Below are 26,671 nucleotides of genomic sequence, written 5' to 3' on the forward strand. Positions count from 1 at the left end.
GACCCTGACTGAAACGTCAGGACCACCTCCCTTTGGTTAAAGGGAGGAGCTTAACCTATTACTCTGTACGTAAACTCTTTACCGGGTTAATGCTGGCTGCTTTGATGCTCTGATAACCTACGGTAAGTATAGCTATGGCCCCGGCCAAAAACGCGGCTAGTGCCAACACCCACCAACCGATTTCTATTTTATAGGAAAAATCTTCGAGCCATTTGCTCATGGCATACCAGCCTAGGGGTAAAGAAATAAGTACCGCAATACCTACTAACCTTAGGAAATCAGTGGTCAAACGGTAGGTTATTTGGCCCACACTAGCGCCGAGCACTTTCCGAATACCGATTTCCTTAGTGCGTTTTTCAGCATTAAAGGCGGCTAAACCAAAAAGGCCGAGACAGGCAATCAAAATAGATAGCACCGTAAATACCACAAAAATGCGCCCTAATTTCTGCTCTGCCTGATAGGTAGTATTAAAGGAATCTTCCATAAACCGATAGTTGAATAATTGACCTGGAGCCATTCTGTTCCAGATATTCTCGATATTTCCAATCGCATTTGAAAAATTACCGGCTTTCAATTTAATGGCCAAAGCCCCATTAGAACTTCCCAAGAAAAGGCCTAAAGCACCAATATCTTCTCGGAGCGAGGCGAAATGAAAGTTCTTGACCACGCCTATGACGGTATAGAATACTGGGCTTTCTTGACCAAGATCTCCCGATATCCGTATGCCCAAAACATCTTCAGGCGCCATACCCAATCGAGCGACCGCCGACTCGTTAAGAATGGTCGCCGTAGAATCGGTGGGATACCGCTTATCAAAATTCCTACCGGCAATAAGCTGCATATTCAAGGTCGACAGATAATCATGGTCTACCACCCAATTCTGCATTTGCAGCGCGTTTTCCTGCTCAGTCGCACCTTCCTTAAAAAAGGAATTATCATTACGGTAAGAGGGCGTGGGCATATAACCTGTTAAGGTCACACTTGAGACTTGCCCTAATTGTTGTATCTCTTCCTTAATGGATAGCAGTTTGTTTCCTACAGCAAAAGTGTCATCGATAAGCAAGACCTGATCTTTGGCAAAGCCCAGATCTTTACTTTGAATGTATTTCAATTGTTGAAAGACCACTAAGGTGCCAATAATCAGAAATACCGAGATGGCAAATTGAAACACGACAAGGGAATTTCTAATCTTTCCACCCCCTACACTACTTTGTCCCCCACCTTTTAACACGGTGGCAGCAACGAACCTAGACATAAAAAATGCCGGGTAACTTCCGGAAAAAAGACCTAGAAAAGCTACGGCGACCAACAAAATCATCCAGAAAAAGAAATTGGTGAACGGTATAGCAATGGATTTACCTGAAAGGTCATTGAAAAAAGGAAGGGCAATCAAAGCTATGGTCAGGGCCAACAGTAATGAAATAAAGGAAATTAGGCCTGATTCGATCAAAAATTGCCGTATCAGTTCAGACTTGTTGGAACCCAAAGTTTTTCGAATGCCCACTTCCTTGGCTCTTTTTAGGGAATGGGCCGTTGACAAATTCATAAAATTAATACTGGCCAAGAGGATTAGAAACAAGCCTATAAAGGAAAGAATATAGACGTTTTGAATACTACTATTGGCACTTAGCTCGCTACTCCTGTTGGAATGCAAATGGATGTCGGTCAATGCAATGGTACTATACTTTAAATAATTGCCGGATGCCGCAAAAGATTCCGCGGTCATACCCGGATAGAATTGCTGCACATACGGTAAAATATAGGCTTCCAACATCGATTGTAAAGGAGCTTGAAAGTCGGCGATATCCGCCTCTGGCAACAATTTTACAAAGGTGAAGTAGTTATGGCTGGTCCATAACATTTGCTGCGCATCATTGAACCCGGCCATGGCCATTAACACGTCGTGATCTCGAAGAAATGAGTTTTTTGGAAAATCTGGAATTACACCTGCCACGGTATACGTATCGGTATTGTTCAACAGCAGCTGTTGACCCAAGGCATTTTGTATACCAAAGTGCTTTTCAGCCGCCGTTTTGGTAAGCACCAAGGTATTGGGTTCGGTCAATGCCGAAGTTACATCTCCTACGAGCAAGTCTATACCGAACATTTTGAAGAATGTAGAATCGGCAAAAGCCACATTCGATTCTTTGGTATTGGCTTCAGCTTCCGGTTTTCTTATGAGCAGACCACCTCGGTCCCTGATTCTTGTGACGGACTCAATTTGAGGAAAATCACGCTTTATGGCAGCAGCCATCGGAGCACCCACTTCGGAGCCTTTCATTATGGATCCACCGAACTTTATGTCCGCATTTATTCTGTAAATGCGATCTGCGTCGGCAAACATTTTGTCGTAACTGAACTCATCATAGATGTATAATGATATGAGAAGCCCCCCGGCCATACCAACAGCTAATCCGAAAGTATTCAAGAAGGTAAAAAAGGGTTGCCTTTTTAGGCTTCTCCAGGCTATTTTTAGGTGATTTTTGAACATGATTGATGATTGATGAATAAACTCCTTTTGTTATAGCATTGCTCCCATGGCCCTATTTTGACTTTCGGTTACTATTTGACCATCGAATAAGTTAATGACCCGATGTGCGTAATGGGAATCACGATCCGAGTGGGTCACCATTACTATCGTTGTACCTTCTTGATTAAGTTCTGTCAACAGGTTCATAACCTCGATTCCATTCTTAGAATCTAAATTTCCAGTGGGCTCATCGGCCAATATCAACTTGGGGTTCGTAACCACGGCCCGTGAAATGGCAACGCGTTGTTGCTGTCCTCCTGATAATTGCTGCGGAAAATGTTTCTCGCGATGTGCAATCTTCATACGCTCAAGTACGGATTTAACTTTTTCCCTGCGTTCCGTCTTGTTCATTTTCAGATAAATCAAAGGCAGTTCTACGTTCTCATAAACGGTAAGTTCATCAATCAGGTTAAAGCTTTGAAAAACAAAACCTAGATTGCCCTTTCGTAACTGTGTGCGCTGACGTTCTTTTAAACCGCCTACTTCGTGACCTGCAAATTGGTAGCTGCCTTCCGTGGGGTTATCTAACATGCCGATGATGTTCAACAAGGTCGATTTTCCACATCCTGAGGGACCCATGATAGCGGCGAACTCTCCTTCTGCAATATTCATATTTACGTTGTTCAAAGCCAAGGTTTCTACTTCCTCAGTTCGAAAACTCTTTTTTAAGTTCTGTATTTGTATCATTTTTTGATTGGATTTATAAATTTATATTAAGAACATTTCGACTGCGATCGACGTGACCGCTCTATTCTTATTTTTATGCTTTACTTTATTCTAAGCTACCTGCTTCGCCCAAGTTTCTTTTTTATAACATTGGTAGCTGAGCGTAGTCGAAGCTACTTTAAGACTATTTTCTCCGCTTCACCAAACGAATCATAATTACTCGTTATCACTTTTTCACCAGCCTGTAGGCCTTCCAATACTTCATAATATCGTGAATTCTGTTTGCCGATTCGAATGTTCCTCCGTAACGCCTCGCCCCCATCAGGGTTCACCGCAAAAATCCACTGCCCTCCCGTGCTTTGAAAGAAGCTTCCCTTAGGCAACAGTAAGGCATCACTTGATTCGCCCAATTGCAGTTTAATATTGTAGCTCTGACCCGTACGTATAGTTTCGGGTTTTGCATCGGTAAAGACCAATTCTACCTTGAATTTTCCGCTCCGAACTGTTGGATATACCTTTCGCAACCGTAGCGGGAATTCTTTTCCGTTGCGTTCCAACACCGCAATAAGATCTCTTTTCACGCGATCCAAATAGTGCTCATCAATATCTGCCTCGATTTTATAATCGGTGAGCACGTTAATTTCGCCTATACGCTGACCTTGGGATATATTTTGACCGATTTCCGCATCTAAAAACCCCAATTGTCCGTCTGCCGGAGCTCGAACGTTCAGATGGTCTAAACGTTGGTAGACCATGGATAATGTTTTTTCCATCCGGTTCAAATCCGTATCCAATCCTGTTAAAGAAGTCTTACGCAATTCATCGTCTTGCTCAGTCTGTAATTTTACGATTTCGTATTGTTGCTGGGAAAGTTCATAATTCTCTTTTGACAATAGATATTCTTCCTTGGAAATCAATTCGTCTTTATACAATGCCTCGTTCTGCTCATAATTTCGTTTTAGACGTTGCAAATCATATTTGGAAGTGGCAAGCGCCTTTTTACCTTCGACCTGTCGAGAATCGAAGGTTAATTTTGTGGATCGTAAATCATTTTGTTTTAAGGCCAAGTTGCTTTCGCTAGCCAAAATTTGCTCATATAGATTAGTGTTTTCCAATTTCAAGATGATATCGCCCTCTTTTACCATAGCGCCCTCCTCAATTAGTTTCTCCATGACGCGGCCGCCTTCATAGGCATCCATGTATATCGTAGTTATAGGAGCTACATAACCGTTGATCGTGATATAATCATCGAATTTTCCCTGCGTGACCTCGGCTATCGATAATTTTTCCTTTTCGGTTCTAAAAGTAGAAACCGAACTACCAAAGACCAACTGGTATCCCGCGAACAATAATAATAGTGCGAGTGCGATGTACCCATAATGTTTCGGTCGCAATCCTTTTTTCTTTTCAAGTTGTATGTCCATATTTATGTTTTATTATTATCAACCTCTTCATAGCTAGGGGTCACTGAAGCCTGTTAAAGTGACACGAGACCATCTATTCAACCTAATGTATACGTTCAAAAGTTTGCTTCACTCTGTTCGCAAAGAAGTTGTCATCATTTTATTTTTTATTCTATTTCGAACACTGGCAATCCTCTATAAAAATCTAAGGTGCTTTCATTTACCATACCACGGAACCGCACCTGTAAATTTTCATTCTGCGCTGCGGCGAACAAGGTTTTTGCCTGAAAAAGATCCAAGGCATTTATCAGGCCCTTTTCATATTTCTTTTGTGCAATGTTAAAAGCCAATTCTTGGGCTTCCACTTTTTTACCACTCTGTTCACTCTCTACTTGCAGTGCTTGATGTGCTTGTACCAGTTGTTGAATCAGCTGGTAGAGCTCCTGTTCTTGGATATCTAAATCATTCTGCGCCCTTAAATATTCTATCTTTTGCTGTTTCACCCTTGATCTGCGCGACCACCGATCACTAATAGGGATATTCATCGAAAAACCCACATAACGTGACATGTTGTCTTTAATTTGGGTAGAAAACGGGATAATACCATCGTCGTTGACATTCGTTTCAAAATATCCGGTTCCATATCCGGCTGCGAACGATATTGAAGGGTACAGGTTTCCCCGTGCCACTGCAACCTCTTTTCTAGCAGCTTTTGTTCGCAGTTCTTGCGCCTTTATAACTGGAACAAAATCTTTGGCCACCTCGAAAATCGAGTCGGAGTTCACTTCTAAGTGACCATTTTTTTCCGTCTTTGTTACAAAATCGTCGGTTATATTAATGTTATTCGTTTCTTCGAGATTCATTTCTTGAATTAAGACAAGTTTTGCCGCAGCCAAAAGATTTTCCGTTTGTGTAACACTCAATTTGTCGGTTAGCAAAAGGGATTCGGCCTCATAAAGGTCAGACCCTGCTTTCATGCCCAATTCAATCTGTTTGGCCACCAAATCATAATTGGTCTGCGAAACGGCCTCCTGTTCCCTGGAGACAACCAATAGTTCTTCATAAAAACGGATATCGTAAAAAGCTGACATCACCCTAAAGGCAAGCAAATATTTTTGTTGTAAAGCTTCTTCTTTGGTCGCCTTGTACAAGAACTTGGTCGCCTTAATGGCATTTATTTTTTGAAATCCTTGGAACAAGTCTATTGACGAGCCCAAAGAATAATTATTCGAAAAGAAATCAGTATTGATAATATCGTTTGTATTCGGGTCGGTCGACCGCCCATATCGAATATTATAATCGGAGTAGCCACTTACACCGGGCAATAGATTCCTAATGCTCTGCCGATGGTTTTCTTTGGAAGAATCTTCATTATACCTGAAATTGTTTACCGTAAGATTGTGTTCGACAGCGTACGCAATACAGTCATCCAAAGACCATATTTCTTGGGAAAACAATGGTGCAGTAACAAAGAAAAATAGAAACACAAATATCAAAGCTCTAGAAATCATATTCAAAATGGTATGCCATAAGGTTAACTATTGTTGTGCCAAGAACATAAATATCTATTAAACAGTATATTACAATCGAATAAAAGAAAAAACCAACCATTCATTGTAAAATTGTTATACACCAAGTGTAAAATTATTTGACACTTTGCCAAAAGTATTCTTTCTAAATCGTAGCTTAGGAATCTTCTTTTGAAGGACGATTTGGTAGTGAAACAATAAATTTAAAATGGCTACTAGATCAAATAGATTGCTTGACCCTCTTCGTAATGGTATGAATAAATATATTTTTCAATATGTTGGACGCAAAAATATTGGTAATCGATGATAGCAAAAGCGTATTGAGTGCGCTTGAGATACTATTGCAATTCGATTTTAAGACTGTAAAAACGATTCGTAATCCCAATCAAATTCCGTCATTCCCTAACTTACAAGAATTTGATATTGTATTGCTTGACATGAACTTTTCTGCTGGTGTAAATACAGGCAATGAGGGTTTATACTGGCTTCGTGAAATACGAAAAAAAGTCCCTCATATATCTGTAATAATGATGACGGCCTACGGTGCCATTGATTTAGCTGTGAAGGCCCTGAAAGAAGGTGCCACCGATTTCATATTAAAGCCTTGGAACAACGAAAAACTAGTAGCAACCGTAAAATCTGCCTATGAACTTCGAAAATCTTTAAAAAAGATTGATGAATTAAAACTGACCGAAAGTAATCTCAAACAGGTTATCAACCAAGATAAAAATTACATCATAGGCAATTCAAAAGCGTTGACCGCAGTGTTGAATTTAAGTCGTAAAGTGGCCAAAACCGATGTAAACATATTGATTACGGGAGAAAACGGAACGGGCAAAGAATTGATAGCCCGCGAACTGCATCGCATGTCGACCCGTAACAATGAAGTCTTTATCAACGTTGACATGGGTTCTATCTCCGAAACACTTTTCGAAAGCGAATTGTTCGGTCATGTTAAAGGTGCTTTCACCGATTCTAAAGAAGACAGGGCGGGCAAATTCGAAGCAGCCAATGGAGGAACCCTATTCCTTGATGAAATCGGAAATCTTTCGCTTCAAACACAAGCGAAACTGCTATCGGCCATTCAAAACAAAGTGGTAGTACGCGTAGGTTCTAATAAACCCATTGCAGTGAATATTCGATTGGTTTGCGCTACCAATTGTAATTTGGATAAAATGGTCACCGACGGACTTTTTCGTGAAGACCTTTTATACCGCATCAATACCATACATATCGAAGTTCCTCCATTGCGTGATAGAGATGGCGATATTTTAATATTGGCAGATTTTTACCTTAAAAAATTTGCATCTAAATATGACAAACCGGGACTGCGCATCAACAACTTGGCACAAGAAAAACTGATGGCTCATACTTGGCCTGGAAATGTACGTGAACTTCAGCATACTATGGAACGGGCCATAATACTTTGCGAGGGAAACGTTTTAAAACCCAATGACTTTCTCCTACATGCCAGTGAAGCTATACCCATGAATACGGAATCAATTACCTTAGAGGAAATGGAACACATTATGATCACCAATGCCCTCAACCAACACGACGGAAACTATAGTGCCGCAGCGGAGCAATTAGGAATTTCAAGACAGACCTTGTACAACAAAATGAAGAAAAGGCATTAAATAGTGAAAAAGTACCTATATCTTTTTATTGAACTTGATACTGAAAATTTAAACGTATAAAGAAATGGTCAGCAGACATATTTACCTGCAAATGATATTCCGTATTATCGGCATTACGGCCGCAGCCCTGGTTTCCGCATTTTTCTTTTTCAAAGACCAGTATATACTCGCCTCAGTTTCATTCGTGTTGCTCATTGCTCAAACTTCTTTTTTAATCCATTATGTAAACCAAACGAATCGCAAAATCGCCTATTTTTTTGACGCTATAAAGAATGAAGATTTTACGTTACGTTTCCCAGAAAAGTTAAGTGTAAAATCGTTGGAAGAGCTAAATCACAGCTTGAATATGCTCAATACCATGATTCAAGACATCCATATTAAAAAACAAATACAAGAACAGTACTATCAGGAAATATTAAAGCAGGCAGACATTGGTATTATGACAATAAACGAGAAAGGTCATATCTTATATGCCAACCCCAAGGTAGAGCAATTGGTCAATTACCATCCGCTCAACCATATCAAACAATTAACCCAGGTAGATAAAAACCTGTATGATCTTTTTTCTAAACTACAGCCGTTCGAGCGAAAATTGGTTCAACTTACCAATGAACGTGAAAAAAAACAACTCGCCTTAAAATCTACCTCAATTTCATTGGATAAACAGGACCTCTTGCTTGTGGTCGTGCAAGACATTCACAAAGAGCTGGATGAAAAGGAAACCGATTCATGGGTGCGGCTGATCCGTGTGCTCACCCATGAAATTATGAACACCATTACACCTATTACCTCTATTTCTGAATCTGTTTTAAAGTATTACAAAACCCATGACGAGCTGATTCCATTGGCGCAACTTAACAAAAATCAGATTCAAAATACTGTAAAAGGTCTCGAGGTAATAAAAGAACAGGGCAGCGATTTGATGGTTTTTGTGCAATCATACCGAAGTCTTCTTAATATACCTCCTCCGGACAAGACTTTGGTTCCTGCAAAAATGGTACTGGATCGAGTCAAAAAGGCATTGCAGTTTCAAGGAAGTAAAAAGAATGTCATTGCGATTGAAACCACGGTCTATCCACCTGAACTCGAACTATTCGTTGATGAAAAGCAAATCTCGCAAATATTGGTCAACCTCAGCAAAAATGCGCTTCAATCATTACACGAACAAGAAAACGGAGTTATTAAAATAGCCGCAGGTCAAAATAAAGAGGGCGATAAATATATTGAAGTGTGGGACAACGGCCCAGGTATTCCCCAAGAACTGTTAGACGAAATTTTTGTTCCTTTTTTCACTACCAAAAACACAGGAACAGGTATCGGTCTGAGCCTTTCAAAACAAATTATGCATTTGCATGGCGGTACCCTAAAAGTTCATTCGATTCCGGCTGTGGAAACTTCCTTTGTACTGGCCTTTTAATCATGTATATTTACCATAGCCATTGCCAATACGATGCCCGACAATTTCAAAGCATATCTAAAAAACAATTGGGGACTGACTTCTACAGAAGTTGAACAGTTGACCGAATGCATCAAAACCCAAAGTGTTCAAAAAGACGAATTTTTGCTGCGTCAGGGCGAAGTCTGTAAAATGACTTTTTTTGTCGAACAGGGTCTGCTTCGGTTTTATGCCTTAAATGAAAACGGAAAGTCTGATATACTCCAATTTGCACCTGAGAATTGGCTTGTAAGCGACCGCGGTAGTGTCTATTTTAATGAGCCTTCACATTATTTTATAGATGCCGTTGAAAATTCGACGGTGGTACTTATCGATTCCGATTTTATCGATCGTATTTCAGAAGTAAGTCCGTTATTCAGAAAATACAACGAACGGTTATTGCACAACCATATTCGTCATTTGAATAAAAGAGTCAGTCTACTTTTGGGAGCTTCGGCCAAAACCAGATACCTTGATTTCATAAAACTGCATCCCGAAGTCTTGCTTAGGGTACCACAGTGGATGGTGGCTTCCTATCTTGGAATAACACCCGAAAGTTTAAGTAGGGTTCGACGAGATTTGGCTACCCAAAATTTTGGAAAAAAATAGCGCATCCTCAAAAAGCACTTCTTACCATACATCAATGCCGGGACAAGTTTTGCTCACTACATTTGGATAAAATTTAAAACAATGAGCACAAAAACAATAGAATTAGTAGCAGCCCCAAAAGCACCTCACTTTGTGGGTGACGGATTTCGGGTACATAATTTTATCCCTAGCGGATTTCGTTTGGACATGGAACGGATGAGCCCTTTTATCCTATTGGATTACAACTCCAAATTCCATTTTCCCCCATCGGAAAAACCCAAAGGTGTTGGCGTACATCCGCACCGTGGTTTTGAAACGGTTACCATTGCGTACAAGGGCAAGGTACAACATCATGATAGTAGCGGGGGCGGCGGTATTATAGAAGAGGGCGGTGTTCAATGGATGACAGCCGCATCGGGCGTGTTGCACAAAGAATACCATGAGGAAGAATTCAGCAAAAAAGGTGGTGATTTTCAAATGGTTCAGTTATGGGTAAACCTGCCGGCCAAAGACAAAATGTCGAAGCCAAAATATCAAGGGTTTTCCAATGAAAACATCAATAAATATGAGCTCGAAGACGATCGAGGAACCATCGAGGTCATCGCAGGCCATTATAAAGATGTTCACGGTTCAGCCGCTACGTTTACGCCACTCAACCTGCTGAACGCAAAAATTAAGGCTGGGGCCAAGGCCGATTTCAGTTTTCCGGAGCATTACAATACAGCTTTATTGGTAATTGAGGGTCAAGTAAATGTGAACGGTTCCGAAAAGGTGCCTACAGATCACTTTTTACTTTTTGAAAACAACGGTGAGGATTTTGTAATCGAGGCTTCGGAAGATGCCGTCGTCTTAGTTCTAAGTGGAGAACCGATCAATGAACCGATCGCCGCCCAAGGTCCGTTTGTAATGAACACAAAGGAAGAATTGCGGCAGGCCATGAAAGACTATGGCATGGGCAAATTCGGCTATTTGGAGGAATAGACAATAATCCGTTGACAGTGAACAGTGGACAGTGAACAGTGAACAGTGAACAGTTTACATAAACTCAACACCGCAAAAAAGTATTCACTTTAATTTTATAAAACAAAGATGAAAACAGTATATCATAGTGCGGACTCTAGAGGTCACGCCGACCACGGGTGGTTAAATTCATACCATTCGTTCAGTTTTGCCAATTACCACAATCCTGAAAGAATGCATTTCGGCGTTCTTCGGGTCTTAAATGATGATACCGTTACCGAGGGAAAAGGTTTCGACACCCACCCTCATAAGAATATGGAAATCATATCGATTCCATTAGAGGGTGATTTAGAGCATAAAGACAGTATGGGTAATACTACAGTTATTAAGGAAGGCGATGTTCAGGTAATGAGCGCCGGTACCGGAATCTACCATAGTGAATACAACAAGAATGCCGATAAGGGTGTCAAATTCCTACAAATTTGGGTATTTCCGAATAAACAAAATGTAACCCCTAGATATGATCAAATTGCGACCGGGGACTTAAAAAAAGAGAACGAGCTATATCAAATCCTATCTCCAGACGCATTGGATCAAGGGGTTTGGTTGCATCAAGACGCATGGTTTTACATGGGAGATTTTGAAGCTGGTAAATCGACCTCCCAAAACTTTAATAAAAAAGGAAACGGCGCGTATGTTTTTGTTCTTGAAGGTGAGGTCGAAATTGCAGGTCAGACATTGGGGAAACGAGACGGTTTAGGAATTTGGGAAACCTCCAAAATAGACCTAAGAGCTACTAAGGATAGTCGGGTTTTACTTATGGAAGTACCTATGGAAATCGGTTAAAGTAAATCGTAAATTCAGCATAGGAATCCCATTTTGAGAACCTGCCCATATTGTAAAGACAGGCCTTAGCACTAAAATGTTAATAGGATAATACCGTGGCAATACCCGTCGTAAGCCTTAAAAAATTAATGTGATTAAATATTAGACCAATGAAAAATATACTTCAATTACCATTACTCCCTTATGCCGAAAACGTAAACCATAAATTGACATTACACCTGTTATTGCAGATTGTTGGAAAAATACGACTGAAGATGACCCCACGTAAAAATCATTGGTGGTACATTACAGAATACATAAGCACACAGGGCATCTCCACTGGCCCTATACCTTATCATTCGGGATTGGATACTTTTACCATTACCATAAATGTGCATACGCATCGGCTGGAAGTAATCACCAGCAAAAACGAAGTTTCAAGTTTTTCCCTGATCGATATTACGGTAGCCGGGTTTTACGACCAGCTAATGGAAGTTCTTAAAAAATTCGATATCCACGTCACTATCGTGACTAAACCTTTTGATTTGAACATCGACAAACATTTTGGAGCACTGACCGAATATCATCACTATAGTGAAACCTACACCAAAAATTTATGGCAAGTTCTATTATGGGTAGATGGGGTTTTCAAAGAATTTGGAGGGCGCTTTTATGGCAAAACATGCCCCGTACATTTGTATTGGCATTCAATGGATCTTGCAGTAACCCGGTTTTCCGGAAATTCCGCCCCACCAATGGGAAAGGAAGCACGACTTTCCGATAAGGATGCCTATTCCCATGAATGTATAAGTTTTGGTTTTTGGGCCGGCGATGAAAACATGAAAGAACCTGCTTTTTATTCCTATACCTACCCTGCCCCGGAAGGAATAAATGAAAAAGAGCTACAACCCTCGACTGCTGAATGGATCGACAGTAATGGTAGCCCCATGGCGATTTTGAGATATAATGATTTGCTGAACGCAACCGATCCCCGACAAGAAGTTCTGAATTTCTTGGAAAGTGCCTATCGGGCCGGTGCCGAACTTGCCGATTGGGATACTGAAAAATTAGACGTGCCGGCCTTACATAAACTATGAAGTGAAATTTAAACTTTCAATCAGTTTCCACCTATTTTCAATGGTTTTGCGGGCATTTTATTGAAATCTTGATCTATGTCCATAAATTTTAAGATGGTCGGAGCAATCTGATTGGTATACAATTGCTCATCCGCTTTTAATTCACCTTTGGGCGTTACGCCTTTGCCAAACATTACGATCCAAACTCCATTGGCGCCTTTAATATCCCCGCCATGGCTTCGCCAGGTATCCAAAGGCTCAGTACCCCGACCGTGGTCGGTGGTAATGATAAAAGTGGTATTATCTTTATAGAACCCATCTTGTTGTGTAAACTCCCAAAGCTCCTTAATCATGGTATCTGTGGCATTCGCTGATTTCAAATAAGCCTCATAGTCACCATCATGTGCAAAATCGTCGGTTTCACCATAGGCGATATAAACCAGCTCAGGACGGTCTTTTTTCATGGTCTCCAAAGCGTAGTAATGTGTAAAGGCGTCCAAGCGAACGGTACCCCAAGGGCTTGGCACTTTGGGCTGTAGTTCATTCAGAAATTTTTCACGGTCTGTCAGGTTGTTCCCCTTTGCGAGTTCAAAACCAGCATTTACCGGAACACCCGAGCGTTCTTCGTTAACGATATAAGGGAAAACGTCCCAACTGCCGAATGCGGCAACCTTACCCTTATATTCGTCGGTTTTGTTGGCGATTTCAAGTACCGTAGTATTGGGGTTGTCAATTTTATCATTACTATCGATACGATCATCATCAGCTCGGCCACTCAGTATTTCATTGTAGCCCGGGTAGGAGAACCACATTTTGTTGGTCAGGTCGACCTTGCTTCCCAAACTGCGATTACCGTGTAACTGCCCCATTTCAGACACTTTTGACCATAAAAAGGGGAGTAGTGCCTCCCGCCTTTCTTCTGCCGTTTTTCTCCAAAACAATTCTTTTAATTCCGTAGAATCCTTTACATACTTCTCGTTGGCCACCAAAAGTGGGTCGGCTCCCGTAAAAAGTTCTTGCCAGCGCAATCCGTCCAAAGTAATCAAAACCACTTTGGTGTTCTTAGACTGTTGTGCGGAAAGGGTAACGGTAAGCACGACAATGATTACAGTTAGTATTGTTTTTATTTTCATTTTTCCCCGGTTTTAAAAGTTTTAACCGTTGACCAATCGCTCCAATTTAGGTTTTGATCGCGATAACGCACCCGCCAATTATAGGAAGTATTGGGCTTTAATCTTTTCATTTTTTCATCGGTCAAATCATCGTCTTTTTGGCGATTTTCTTTATAGTACCAGTTTTCACACTGTTTCCAGCTATCAAATACCGGTTTTTCAAAACTATCTGTTTCTGACACCTGCCAATGTGAAGCGGCATGAAACGTTCCCGAGTGGGCACTCTTAAACGCACCAGCTTTTAAAACGGCTCCTGTTATAGAAACGTCAAATCCTGTAGGGGAAATGGCTTCGGGCGTCATGGGTTTGCGTTCTTTTCGATATACGGTAATACTGTCTCTCAATTCATTTTCTCGATAATCAATTGTATTGCCCCGGCTAATTCGTTTTATGGTAAATTTTGGATCAGTGCGATTACCGTCAATAGAGACCATAACAAAACCATACTCATCTTGGGTAACGGTAAACTCGTCATAATCCCTTCCTTCAAATTCGCCCCAGTTATCTATCGCACCCCCGGCGGAAGCTACATTGATCCAAAGGTGTTTGTGGTCTTTTGATTGCCCTCGGGAATACCCATGGGTATGTCCGAAAAAGTGGATGCTAGGTTTTCCCGTTTTCGTAGAGAACTGCTCTAATTCTTTAACTATTTTTCCGGTAAAGTCTTCTTCCCCTGGAATCCAAAGCTCTGATTTATAAGGATGATGCAATTGGGCAAAAACAAAATCGATGTTATCGTCATTCTCGGTTTCCACAAGCAACTGCTTTAACCACTCGTACTGCTCCCCAAGATTTCGGTAGCCATCATTTGAGTCTAAGCCAATGACCCGCGTATTACCGTAATCTTTATACCACCAATGTTCGGCGTAGGCGGGAGTACCATTTTCAGGCAGACTAAAATATTTAAAGTAATAGACCGAATTGCGCTCATGATTACCGGGAACAGGATATACGGGTACCTCAGCGAACAATTTTTCCGCTGGGTTAAAAAAATGGTCTTTCCATTGATAAAATTTGGATCCGCTCTGTACCAAATCACCAGGAATAAGTACCATTGCAAGATTATCTGGCAACGACCCACCAAACTCCTTTTCAAGGTAGCCGATAACCCCAGCATTTACTACTTCATTAAATTTATCAGGCTCATTACTGTCATACTGCATATCACTCATGGCGACCAACTTAAAATCTTCGCCATCATCAGAGAAGGGCGGCGTCTTGAATTGAAAGATATCTGAACGAATCTTTCCGGTACGCACCCGATAATAGTATTCGGTAAAACGTTCCAATCCTTCAATTTTTACGGTATGCACCTGAACTGCATCAAAATTGATCGCTTCGGCGGTGCCGGATGCCTTTTTCCCTAATTTCGGACTAGTACCCCATTCCACAATGCTTTCCTCTCCCGACGAGGTCTGCCACATCACAATCGCCGAATTGGGTTCTACATCTTGTATATAGGGTTTGATTTCCAATTCTTGTGCAGCGGCTTGAAAGCAAATGCCGGTAAATAATGAGAAAAAAACTGTGCTAAATTTCATTTTAATGTGTTTATGTTTAATTAAATTCAAGAAAGCAAAAGCCATTAAAAAAATCATCTTTTTACTTGAAGCTTCATGCTTTTGTGAAAGCAGCTAGCCCCTATTTTGAAATATAGGGGCCAAGCACGCCTTTTACTTTTTTTGTTCGAACCTAAAATTCAGATTGTGATTCTATTGTAACCACCATGGCACTTGACGAATGCCATCGTTATTCGATCCGAATTGGCTTTCTATAGCCTTGGATACGTTCTCGGTATTCTGATTGTATTCGCTCTGGGGATAAATCCATCGTGTTGGCGGAGTACCGCTATCAGGAATTAAAAAGTCAGGATACCCCGTTCGCAAATGTTCAAAATACATACGCCAACCCGTTTGATGAAACGAGGTGAAATATTTTTGAGTGATAATACGCTCCAATTGTTCTTCGAGTGTCGTAGCATTATCCCAATTAACCAAGTCTTCGAGAAGGTAAGCGTCTGCCTTGCTCTCGTCAACAAAAGATGCATAGTCGTTGACACCGGTTGCATCTCTTGCATTGGCCTGATAGAATGCAAAAGATGCCCGAATACCGTTTTCGTAATGTTCTTTTGCATCTTCTGATATCCATCCCCTACTTGCTGCTTCTGCCAAGATAAACTCTACTTCCCAATAACCAAGAACATTGTGAGGCTCAGCTACAGGATCGTCGGTATATCTGGCGTTGACTTTTGAAGCATCGCCCGCCGCTGCCTTGTCGTTTACCTCCCCATAAGGGGCAATAGGGTTACCTCCTTCGTAAGCACTGAAGTCATCGTCAAGCAAGCCAGCTTCTTTTGCATTTTTTGTTGTACTACAAAAAAGAAACAAACGAGGATCCATATGGTCTTGCAATTTTTTAATGAACGTAGAATCCATATACATTCCAGAACCGTAACTACTACTATTAAACTGGCTGTAGCGACTTCCGTCTTGGTCGATGAACTCTAACTGGGCATTGTCATCTAAGGAAGTCATAATGGGCTGACCACTATAAATCGAAGCAAACGCTGAGGCAATGTTCAACTCGCCATCACTTTCTTGCTTTGACAATGTCATTAAAACCTTTAGGCGGTACGAATTAATTAATTTTCTCCATTTGGTGGGATCGCCGTTAAAAATAATGTCCCCAGCAATTAATTCGGCCCCACTGGACAAAAGGGTGTTCGCTTCATCCAATTCTTTCAAGATTCCTTGAAAAACCTCCTTCTGTGTATCATAGCTTGGCAAATAAATATTTGATTCTTCACCTTGTAATGCCTCACTATAAGGTATGTCTCCAAAAGTTAGCGTGAGCTTGTAGAAATAATATGCTCTGAAAAACTTGGCAACGGCAATGTACGTGTCACTTTCGATACGCTCTGCCTCTTCCAACAATTTGGTCACATTTCTAAGGTTGCCATAATCACCAAAACCTGCCCGGTCCCAGTTATAATACTGGCTGTTGTTTTCCCCATCGGTCTGCACTAACATTCTGCCGGCATACATAGGCCCCGTGCCTTCCACTCCGAAGGCGCTATAGGCAACCTGGGTAAGCAACAATTGTGGGTGGGTTTCACTTACGTTATTTGGATTCTCGTTGATTTCGCTCAAATCTTTACTGCAAGAGGTTATTGTCAGTAATATCAGCGATACAAAAACGGATGTTATTTTTACTGTTTTCATTTCTTTGGGATTAAAATTTCATATTGATACCCAAGCCAATAAACCTGGATGATGGATCTTGCAAGTTATTTTCATTTCCGAAATGTGTGCTCGGCTCTGGATCCCCCTCAGACCTTCCCGTACCAAAGTCGGGGTCTACAATAGGTGCTTTTTTCCATATAAAAAGATTGTATCCGCTCAAGGCCATGTCGATATGCGTTAGGCCTTTTATTCGTAATAAATCGGTAAAATCATACTTTAAGGAAACGCTTCTTAGTTTAAAGAAAGTACGTTCGAAAACATTGGCGAATTTTTCATTTTCGTCTTCGGTAACACGTGCTCTATAGGGATAGTTCTGACTCCATGTCTGCCAGTTAACTTTTGTGGTATTGGGTTGAAAAACACGACTATCGGAAATAATGTTTCCATCAGTATCTTGAGTCAATTCACCACTAACGACATTAACCCCTACCGGTGTATAAACAGGTTGACCGGCAGCATACTCTTCATCCCTGAATTCGGTGGAGTTAGGATGCTTACCGCCCCACCACATTTTTTCAACTGTAGTTGAATTGAAGACACCGCCCCAAACACCATCGATGCCCACATCTAAAGCCCAGTTCTTGTACTTAAAATTGTTTAAGAAGCCCAGTTGCCAATCTGGTTCAAAATGTCCCAGATACTGACTGAAATTATCTCGTACTGGAAGCCCGTCGCTATTCAATATCAATTGGCCATCAGGTGCCTTTTGCCATACTGTGCCATAATAACTATCGGCGCGGTCATCAAGTCTTAAATTGCCATAACGGTCTTGATTGTCATAAATGCCTGTGAGTTTCTTAACCCATTTGGTCCAGTTAAGATTCACGTTCCAATTAAAGTCGTCACTCCTAATCGGAGTAAGGTTTAATGCCACCTCAAACCCGTTGGTGGTATACTCGTTGCCATTTACCTTTCTTTCGGTAAAACCAGATGCCTCTGATACGGGTAGGTTGATAATTTGGTTGGTGTCGACAGTGTTGTAGTAGGTAAAGTCCAACTTAAATTTCCCTTTTAAGAAAGATGCGCTGGTACCCATTTCAAAGGATGCCGATTTTTGAGGTTCTATTAGCGGATTGACTAGGCCGCCAGGATAAGACAACCTCGGATTAGATCCAAAAAACCCACTATTGCTATAAAATGAAGACAACTGATAAGGCGAAAGGTCACTGGAAACTTCTGCCCAAGAGCCAAAGACTTTCAAGTAATCAATTCCTTCTGGCATTGTAACAAGATTCGATACAACGAGACTCGCCGATACCGACGGATAAAAATACGAACGGTTCTCTTCCGGAAGAGTAGAAGACCAGTCATTACGTGCCGAAAAGTTTAAGAACAATGCATTGTAGATATCAACTCCCATTGTAGCATAGATACTGTTGATGCTCTTTTGTTGATAATACGTGGTGCCTTTAATATTACCCCTAGTGTTATTCAAACTATAAACAAAGGGTGCTACAAGGCCATCGGTGGCGTTATATTCTTGTTGATATTTTCTATAGTGCGAAGACGCCCCCGCATTAATATCAAAACCAAAATTTTCGCTAAATTCTTTTTGGTACGTTCCTAAAATGTCATAATCGACCAAAAGCACGTCTTGATTCCATGTTTTATAATCGCCGTCTCTAGGGTCACCATAGTTCAAATATGTTTTCGGACTTTGACGATCTTCGAATATATCCTTTAAAACAGCAGATCCCCTTGCCTGTAAATTAAAATCATCGGTCACTTTATAATTCAGTTTTAACTGGCTATTGATAACGTTGGCATCGTAAACCTGATTAAGCTCGTGAGCAGCAAAATATGGGTTGTTGTACCAGGCATAGTTCCAGTTGGCCTGACGATAGCCTTCTTGACCGGGAACATATAAGTGCTCACGAAGTTCTTTTCCGTTTACATCGTCTCCCATCCATATAAGAATCGTATACATATGGTTTTTAGGTCCATACCCATGGCGTGGGTAGTTAGGGGAGTAGACTTTATTATAGGATAGTTTACTGTCCAACGTTAATTTATCGGATAGTATGCTTGTTGACTTGAAATTCAATCCACCAGTATTCAAACTTGAGTTCGGCACACGGTCTTTCTGGTAGGCATAAGTTCCTGAAAGCCGAAAAGATCCCTTTTCTCCTCTGTGGGAAATAGCAAAATTGGTGTTTGAAATGTATCCGGTCTGAAGGAAGTCTTTTAAGTTATCATGGTATTCCCAAGCAATTGGAACCCGTGAATATCGTGATTTGTCATCATAAAGTGTTCCTGCAACATCACCCCACCAAGGAATGGTCTCGCCGCTTACATTATCAAGAATAGGACTGTTCCATTGTGCTATCATCTGGCCGGTACCAAACTTTGGGCCCCATATCATATCGCCATCGGATACACCACCATCTTTTCCATCCCAAAACTCATATTTGCCATTCGAGCCGTTTCCGTATTCCGTTTGGGTTTCAGGAAATACCGTAAAACCCGCTGTCACCATCATGTTATGTGATATGGAAACTTCGAGCCCCTCGGTCTTAGCGTTCTTAGTGGTAATCAAGATCGCCCCATTTCTACCTCTTGACCCGTACAAAGCCGAAGCCGTAGTACCTTTCAATACGTTTACATTACCGATGTCATTGGAGGATAAATCAAAAAAGTTCGTTTCTACAGGAATACCATCGATAACAATCAACGGACTCTTACCCCGTAATGAAAAGGAAGGTGATTGAAAAAGTCCCGTAGGGTTCGTAACCGAAAGCCCAGCTACTTGCCCCGTAAACAAACTACCTACGTTTGGGGCCTTTACTTCTTCAATGGTCGCTACATCCATTTGTTGGGTAGCATAACCCAATTTCTTTTCAGCTCGGGTAATACCCAAGGCAGTTACCACAACTTCCTCCAATTGCTGTGAATCAGGTTGCAATACAATCGTAGCCGATGATTTTCCAGCTATATTCACCGCTTGTGAAACATATCCGATATAAGATACTTGAAGCACTTCATCGTTGTTTGATACCTCAATTGTAAAATTACCATCAAAATTGGCGGCAACCCCTGTTGAGCTCCCCTTGATTACAACAGAAGCTCCTGGCAAAGGAGTGTTGTTCTCATCTAAAACTTTTCCCGAGAATATTTTCTGGGCGTGCGTTAAGGTTCCTATGAACAAGATAAGAACCAGTGTTAACAGCGTTTTTTTCATTTTCATTGATACTGATTTTGGTTAATTATTCGTGGTGCAAAATTGTCTTGAAAAACTTCTTTAAAGGTTTGTTTTAGGTTAACAAAAAACCAATAAACCATTAAAGTAACTCCGTCATATTTTATGATTACATTAATTCTAAACAAGTATTTAGGTCACTCCAAACACTTATTGTATGAATATCAAGAACAGTGAACTGTGTATGTTTCTAGGGGGGGAACTTTAATTACACCCTATGTATGAATAGGGGGTCGACAAGTTTGTCTGAGTGCATTATGAATTTAATTCGGTACCTATTCCTAACTACTATGTGCTGCCTGGTAAATAGCAGTGTTTAATTTTTAAGACAGTTAAGTAAAATAGGTGGTCTAAGCTAAAATTCTTCATTGAAAAAAGGTTTGGCGGTATGGTTTACTTTGGTCTTAGATGGTAAGATTTAGGTTGGACGAACGCACGAATGCCCTGCACCGATAGTGTTGCCCCGAGACCCGAATTCTTTCTTCCCGACCATGGAATATTAGGACTCACACGATCGCAGCAGTTCCAATAGACCGTGCCCGTATTCATCTCACGAAGTACATTCATCGCTCTATCCTCGTTTGATGAAAAAATGGCGGCCGTTAGTCCGTATTCGGTATCTTGCATCAGCGCTACGGCTTCTTCATCATCTTTGACTTTCTGAATCCCGATTATAGGGCCAAATGATTCTTCTTGCATCACTTTCATATCATGGGTACAATCGATCAACACTGTAGGTTGAAAATAATAGCCTTCGCCTTCTATTGCCTGCCCTCCTGATTTCAATATCGCCCCTTTGGCGATTGCATCACTCACTTGACTTTCAAGAATGGATATTTGCTGCTCTCGTGTCAGAGGACCTATAAAAGTGGCTAGGTCGGTGGGATCTCCTAGAACATACGATTCCACCTCGTTAACAAAAGCATCGACAAAGGCTTCATAAATTCCCTCTGAAACATAAATCCGCTCTACGGCACAACAACTTTGTCCATTATTATAAAATGCCCCTTCTGCCGCATTGACTGCCGCTACCGATACATCGGGTACATCATCGGCAACAAACAAGGGGTCTTTGCCGCCCAATTCTAATTGTACAGGAACCAATTTAGAGGCTACGGTACCGGCAATTTTTTGTCCCGTGGCGTGAGAACCGGTGAAAAAATAACCATCGAATGACTGCTCAAGAATAGCTTGACCTAGTTTTCCATCGCCCAGAACACACATGAAGACGTCTTTTGGAACACCGGCTTCATGTAAATACTTCTCAAATTGTTTGCCTGTGAGACTCGCATATTCCGAAGGTTTATACATTACAGAATTGCCGGCTACCAAAGCATAAAGGAAAACGTTGTATCCCACGTTATAAGGAAAATTCCATGCTGAGATATTAGCAATGACTCCCAAAGGTTCGTACACGATTTTTTCGTGTGTGGCACCTGAATCTACCAAGGTCTCATCGGCCAACCATTTTTCTGCATTATTTTTTAGATGGTCGATTCGATTTTGAGCCCCGACAATCTCGTTCAAGGCCTGTTGCAAGGGCTTCCCCGTCTCACTGGTCAGTGTTGCGGCTAGCTCTTCTTTATTGGCCTGCATTAATTTACCGAACTTTATGATACAATCTAAACGGTCATGTACCGACAAGCGGGACCATTCTTTTTGTCCGGTACGGAGCATATTCAGTTTAGATTTTATTTCCGAAGAATCATCAGCCGCTAGTTCAGCTATTACTGTATTGGTTGCCGGATTTTTTATTTTCATTTGTGAATTTGAGTTAATTTTCTGCTGTCATCTATTTACATGCTGCAAAAAGGCGTCGTACAATATATTTGGATCAATCAGTTCATCTTTCAGGGTATTGGAAAATTCAGGATGCCACTGTACCCCCATCACCTTACCTGGCGGTTCTTTCGTGTATCCGAACGCTTCTATCAAGCCGTCATTGGAATTCGCATAGACTTCTAGGTCATGGCCCAATTCTTTTACCGCCTGATGATGTACCGTATTCACCTGCGGATTTTTAATATCACCATACAGCGAATGTAAAAAGGCGTCTTGAACAAACTGTATGGGGTGTTTTATAGTATCGTATAATTCTGCCGACCTATGGCTATCAGCTTGTGGGAGCTGTGTGCCGATATCTTGGTAAAGCGTCCCCCCGAAATAAGCATTCATCAATTGAAATCCCCGACAAATGCCTAAGATGGGGAGTGAATTTTTAATGGCAAAATCCAATATCCTTAATTCATATTGATCTCTATGCCCATCACCTTTCCATCGACCAATAGGGGTTTCGCCATAGGTTTCCGGCGCCAGATCACTACCTCCTTGAAGAACGATACCATCAACTTCCGCCAGAATATCCTCCAAATAAATAGTCTCGACATCTGGAATCAATATGGGAAGAACGCCTTCCTGGGCGACATACCGTGCCATATCATTTTCTATATAACTCAATGACTTTGGCCCGAATACCGTACGTTCCTTATCGGGATACATAAAACAGGAAGTGATTCCAACTTTTACCATGGGTTGTAATTAAAGTGCTTTTTTATACAACTTTTTAAAATCTTCTATTGAAACAGGCTTGGGGTTATTGGGATGACAAAAATCTGCTTCCGCCAAAACCGAAAGTTGGTCGATGTGTTCTTCCTTAACGCCCAAATCCGATAATTTTGTGGGAAGCCCTAGGCTATCGTTCAGCGCAAAAAGATGGGATACTACCTTATTTCCTTCTTTTGACCCAAGCCCAAGGGCAAAAGCCATTTTATCGAATCGATCTTCAAATCCTTCGTAATTGAAATCCATTCCATAAGGTAGATTCACAGCATTTGCCAGACCGTGGTGGGTATCGAACATACTCGATAAAGGATGCGCCAAACTGTGTACCACCCCAAGCCCTTTTTGAAAAGCTACCGCCCCCATCAAGGAAGCCAACAACATTTTTGATCGTGCTTCAACATCGGGGTTTTTGGTCGCCTTTTCCAAAGATTGGGCAATCAGTGCCATGCCTTCAAGGGCAATACCATCACACATGGGGTGAAACCCTTTCGCTACATAGGCCTCCATATTGTGTGTCAGGGCATCCATACCCGTTGCCGCCGTGATAAATGGAGGAAGGTCCATGGTCAAAAGTGGATCGGCAAATACCACTCTTGCCAACAATTTAGGGCTGAAAAGTATTCTTTTCTTTTTTGTATCGTCTTCTGAGATAATAGCACTACGCCCAACCTCACTGCCTGTGCCCGAGGTCGTAGGTACGGTTATAAAATGGGGCACATCTTCAGTTACATATTTGTCACCGCCTATGAGATCATCATAATCAAAAAGGTCTCGCTTGTGGTTTACGCGCAACAGAATAGCCCGAGCCACATCTAAAGCGACACCTCCACCGATTCCAACAATACAATCACATTTCGAATTATGATATGCTTCCCCACCCTTGATTACATCAGATTTGACGGGATTTTTGTGCATCTCGGTAAACACTTCCACCTGTAACCCCTGTCGCTCGACATCAGTTTTTATTTTCTTGAAAAAGGATAATTCGGCTACATTTTGATCAGTGACGAACAAAGGTTTTTTTAAATTGTGGCTCTTTAAATAATCGGCCAGCTCATCGATTACACCGCTCCCAAAACGTATGGGCGTCGGAAAATTAAAAGTATAGGTCTGATTCAATTTTATTTCAAATTAGGTTAAGAGGCTTAAAAAAATATGCGATTGTTTCTAAATAATCTCGAAATATCTTTTGGTTTCCCAATCGGTAACTGCCGCTGAAAACTGTTTCCATTCCCATTCACGGGTATAGGTGAAATGATCCACAAATTCTTCACCGAAAATTTCCTTGGCTAAAGAAGATTCCCTCATTTTATTGGAAGCTTCCAACAAATTGGATGGCAATTTCCCATTTTTAGAATCCTCGTAACCATTTCCTACTGTAGGTTCAATATTCAGTTCTAGTTTATGTTTTATTCCGTACAACCCACTTCCCAGACATGCAGCCATGGCCAAGTACGGGTTGGTGTCAGAACCCACTACTCGATGTTCGATCCTTGTAGATTTCTCAGAGCCCACCAAGGGACGTAAGGCGGTAGTTCTATTGTCATGCCCCCATGTTGTGGTGGTCGGGGCCCAAGCGCCTTCTACCAAACGCTTATAGCTGTTAATTGTCGGGGCTAACATTGGCAGTATTTCAGGCAAACAAAGTAATTGGCCTGCTAGAAAACTGCGCATAACAGCACTCATATTATCTTTCCGACCCTCGTCATAAAAAAGATTTTTGTCTTGCTCTAAATTCCAAAGGCTCTGATGTACATGACCGCTACACCCTGGAAGCTCACTGCTAGGTTTTGCCATAAAACTTGGTACGATACCATGTTTATGGCCAATTTCCTTTACGGCGGTCTTGAACAATACTGCCCGATCTGCAGCCTCTAATATGCCGCTATATTGAATGGCGGCTTCGGTTACACCCGGACCTGTTTCGGTATGGAGCCCTTCTAGCGGCACTCCAAAATCGGCCAACAAATCGAACAGATCTTGAAAAAAGTCGCTATTTTCCGATAGCTTCAGCATTGAATAACCGAACATTCCCGAGGTAAGTGATTGCAGGCCCGAAAAATTCTTTTCGTGTACCGAACTTGAAGATTCCCTATAATTGAACCATTCGAACTCTTGGGAATACATAGCCGAAAAACCCATGCTTTCACCTTCAGAAATCACCTTTTTCAATACGCTTCTCGGGCAAACGGGAAAACTCTTCGAACCCTGTGAAAAATCGGCGAGAAAAAAGGGAGTACCTCGTTCCCAAGGTATCGTTCTAAAAGTATCCAAATCGATATAAGCATTCTCGTCACCATAGCCTGTATGCCAGCCCGTAACTTTTCCTTTTTCGTACGCCATGTCGTCCATATCCCATCCGAATACAACAGAACAAAAACCGAACCCATCCTTTAAGGCGCCGATAAACTTATCAATATGCATAAATTTTCCACGTAGCACACCATCGATATCGGCAATGGCCAATTTGACCTTATCATGACCACTCTCTTTCAATCTTGATATTATCTCTTTTTTGTCCATAATAACTTTTATTCCATTTTATGATTTAAAAACAGTAAGAAATATATATAAGATAAACCAACTATTCCCATAAAAACCAATGCTATATTAAAATTGTAATAGGCCATTGAAACAAAGGCAACAATAGCTATAACAAGGGCCGTAATTGGAAATAATGGAAACATGGGCACTCTAAAAGGGCGTTCTAGTGACGGCTCTTTCTTGCGTAGTGCAAAAAAGGAAAACATTGAGACAATGTACAGACCAAGCGCCCCAAAACAAGCTATTGTAATTATTTCACCCGTTTTACCCGTGAACAATGCAACGATACCCACCAACATATTTACAATTAGCGAATTAGCCGGGGTTCTATACTTGCTATGTATCGCCCCTAAAATCTTGGGGGCATAGCCCACCCTACCAAATTCAAAGGTCGACCTGCCCCCGGCAAGGATAATGCCGTGAAAAGAAGCAACAAGACCCAAAAGGCCTATGCCTACTAAAAGTTTGTAAAGAAAATGGTTGTTTGAAACGACATAGGATATGGCTAACGGTAGCGGTGAATCGGAAGCGACCGTACTTCCCTCTGGGTATACGACAGCCTCCCAGCCGGCAACCCCTACCGCTGAAGCAAATGTGAGCACACATAAGATAACCAAAGTTAGAATTGCCGAACCAAAACCAATTAAAATACTACGTTGCGGGTTAATTGCTTCTTCGGCAACGTTGGCCACGCCCTCTATGGCCAAGAAAAACCAAATGGCAAAAGGTATAGCGGCGAATATACCGGAAAAACCATTGGGCATTGGGTTTGATTGAATATTGGCCCATTCAAATTCAGGCAAGGTTACACCCGAGAAAATCAGAAGTTCGATTATGGCCAGAACTGTAATCACCAATTCGAAAGTGGCGGCAATTTTAACCCCAAGTATGTTAATACCGGTAAAAATGATATAAGCACCGATGGCAAATGTCATCAGGTCTATGGAGGGATAAATGAGATTCAAATACGCTCCGATAGCGGCAGCAATAGCCGGTGGAGCAAAAACAAATTCAATATTCTGGGTAATACCGGCAAGAAAGCCCAAATGCTTTCCCAAACCCCTATTGGCATATTCAAAAGCACCTCCTGCCTTTGGTATGGCACAGGCCATTTCAGTATAGCTAAAAGTAAAGGTAACATACATTATTATAATAAAGAATGTCGCAATCGCCAAGCCATAGGTACCACCTTCGGCCAAACCTAAATTCCAACCAAAATACATTCCGGAAATAACATAGCCCACTCCTAGCCCCCATAACATTAGTGGACTTAGTACTTTTTTTAGTTTGGGTTGGCTCATTCCTT

19 protein-coding genes are annotated in these 26,671 nt (G+C 41.4%); 6 read left to right on the plus strand and 13 right to left on the minus strand.

Annotated features, from left to right (window positions below):
* Positions 1-58 precede the first annotated feature (58 nt).
* From AACZ88_RS06685 to AACZ88_RS06700, 4 genes are all read right to left on the minus strand, one after another.
* Positions 59-2,491, minus strand: a complete 2,433-nt coding sequence (locus tag AACZ88_RS06685; RefSeq protein ID WP_339708036.1) for an ABC transporter permease — start codon at positions 2,489-2,491, stop codon at positions 59-61.
* A gap of 30 nt (positions 2,492-2,521) precedes the next feature.
* Positions 2,522-3,217, minus strand: a complete 696-nt coding sequence (locus AACZ88_RS06690) for an ABC transporter ATP-binding protein (protein WP_339708039.1) — start codon at positions 3,215-3,217, stop codon at positions 2,522-2,524.
* A 152-nt stretch (positions 3,218-3,369) separates the two neighbouring features.
* The gene (locus AACZ88_RS06695; protein WP_339708042.1) at positions 3,370-4,620 is read right to left on the minus strand and encodes an efflux RND transporter periplasmic adaptor subunit; all 1,251 of its coding nucleotides are present in this window, start codon (positions 4,618-4,620) and stop codon (positions 3,370-3,372) included.
* Between the two features lie 146 nt (positions 4,621-4,766).
* On the minus strand, positions 4,767-6,110 hold the full coding sequence (locus AACZ88_RS06700) for a TolC family protein (protein ID WP_339708045.1): 1,344 nt from the start codon (positions 6,108-6,110) through the stop codon (positions 4,767-4,769).
* A 293-nt stretch (positions 6,111-6,403) separates the two neighbouring features.
* Here AACZ88_RS06700 and AACZ88_RS06705 point away from each other — a divergent pair, with 293 nt between their 5' ends.
* The 6 genes from AACZ88_RS06705 (at position 6,404) to AACZ88_RS06730 (ending at position 12,670) form a co-directional block, all read left to right on the plus strand.
* Positions 6,404-7,765 (plus strand): sigma-54 dependent transcriptional regulator, encoded by a 1,362-nt coding sequence (locus tag AACZ88_RS06705; RefSeq protein WP_339708047.1) that lies wholly within the window; start codon positions 6,404-6,406, stop codon positions 7,763-7,765.
* A gap of 64 nt (positions 7,766-7,829) precedes the next feature.
* Positions 7,830-9,182 (plus strand): ATP-binding protein, encoded by a 1,353-nt coding sequence (locus AACZ88_RS06710; RefSeq protein WP_339708050.1) that lies wholly within the window; start codon positions 7,830-7,832, stop codon positions 9,180-9,182.
* Positions 9,183-9,215: 33 nt separating this feature from the next.
* Positions 9,216-9,809 carry a Crp/Fnr family transcriptional regulator gene (locus tag AACZ88_RS06715; RefSeq protein ID WP_339708053.1) on the plus strand — a complete coding sequence of 198 codons (594 nt, stop codon included), beginning with the start codon at positions 9,216-9,218 and terminating at the stop codon, positions 9,807-9,809.
* Between the two features lie 81 nt (positions 9,810-9,890).
* Positions 9,891-10,769, plus strand: a complete 879-nt coding sequence (locus AACZ88_RS06720) for a pirin family protein (RefSeq protein ID WP_339708056.1) — start codon at positions 9,891-9,893, stop codon at positions 10,767-10,769.
* A gap of 108 nt (positions 10,770-10,877) precedes the next feature.
* Positions 10,878-11,594 carry a pirin family protein gene (locus AACZ88_RS06725; RefSeq protein ID WP_339708059.1) on the plus strand — a complete coding sequence of 239 codons (717 nt, stop codon included), beginning with the start codon at positions 10,878-10,880 and terminating at the stop codon, positions 11,592-11,594.
* A gap of 149 nt (positions 11,595-11,743) precedes the next feature.
* Complete coding sequence (locus AACZ88_RS06730; RefSeq protein WP_339708062.1) at positions 11,744-12,670, plus strand: DUF5996 family protein; 927 nt, start codon at positions 11,744-11,746, stop codon at positions 12,668-12,670.
* A 20-nt stretch (positions 12,671-12,690) separates the two neighbouring features.
* Here AACZ88_RS06730 and AACZ88_RS06735 read toward each other — a convergent pair whose 3' ends face one another.
* The 9 genes from AACZ88_RS06735 to eat form a co-directional block, all read right to left on the minus strand.
* Positions 12,691-13,782, minus strand: a complete 1,092-nt coding sequence (locus AACZ88_RS06735; RefSeq protein WP_339708065.1) for an alkaline phosphatase family protein — start codon at positions 13,780-13,782, stop codon at positions 12,691-12,693.
* Positions 13,779-15,362 carry a fibronectin type III domain-containing protein gene (locus AACZ88_RS06740; RefSeq protein ID WP_339708068.1) on the minus strand — a complete coding sequence of 528 codons (1,584 nt, stop codon included), beginning with the start codon at positions 15,360-15,362 and terminating at the stop codon, positions 13,779-13,781. The genes AACZ88_RS06735 and AACZ88_RS06740 overlap by 4 nt, the downstream gene beginning before the upstream one ends.
* Before the next feature lie 171 nt (positions 15,363-15,533).
* On the minus strand, positions 15,534-17,042 hold the full coding sequence (locus AACZ88_RS06745) for a SusD/RagB family nutrient-binding outer membrane lipoprotein (protein WP_339708071.1): 1,509 nt from the start codon (positions 17,040-17,042) through the stop codon (positions 15,534-15,536).
* Between the two features lie 10 nt (positions 17,043-17,052).
* A complete protein-coding gene (locus AACZ88_RS06750; protein WP_339708074.1) occupies positions 17,053-20,247 on the minus strand; it encodes a SusC/RagA family TonB-linked outer membrane protein in 3,195 nt (1,064 codons plus the stop codon).
* Between the two features lie 405 nt (positions 20,248-20,652).
* On the minus strand, positions 20,653-22,020 hold the full coding sequence (locus AACZ88_RS06755) for an aldehyde dehydrogenase family protein (RefSeq protein WP_339708077.1): 1,368 nt from the start codon (positions 22,018-22,020) through the stop codon (positions 20,653-20,655).
* A 27-nt stretch (positions 22,021-22,047) separates the two neighbouring features.
* Positions 22,048-22,788, minus strand: coding sequence for a gamma-glutamyl-gamma-aminobutyrate hydrolase family protein (locus AACZ88_RS06760; RefSeq protein WP_339708080.1), 741 nt, complete (start codon positions 22,786-22,788; stop codon positions 22,048-22,050).
* 9 nt (positions 22,789-22,797) lie between these two features.
* Entirely contained in the window at positions 22,798-23,940 is a 1,143-nt protein-coding gene (locus AACZ88_RS06765; protein ID WP_339708083.1) for an iron-containing alcohol dehydrogenase, read from the minus strand.
* Between the two features lie 48 nt (positions 23,941-23,988).
* The gene (locus AACZ88_RS06770) at positions 23,989-25,344 is read right to left on the minus strand and encodes a glutamine synthetase family protein (RefSeq protein ID WP_339708086.1); all 1,356 of its coding nucleotides are present in this window, start codon (positions 25,342-25,344) and stop codon (positions 23,989-23,991) included.
* Between the two features lie 8 nt (positions 25,345-25,352).
* A complete protein-coding gene (eat, locus tag AACZ88_RS06775; protein WP_339708090.1) occupies positions 25,353-26,666 on the minus strand; it encodes an ethanolamine permease in 1,314 nt (437 codons plus the stop codon).
* Positions 26,667-26,671: the final 5 nt, after the last annotated feature.

The sequence above is a fragment of the uncultured Kriegella sp. genome (assembly GCF_963975415.1).
GTDB lineage: Bacteria > Bacteroidota > Bacteroidia > Flavobacteriales > Flavobacteriaceae > Kriegella.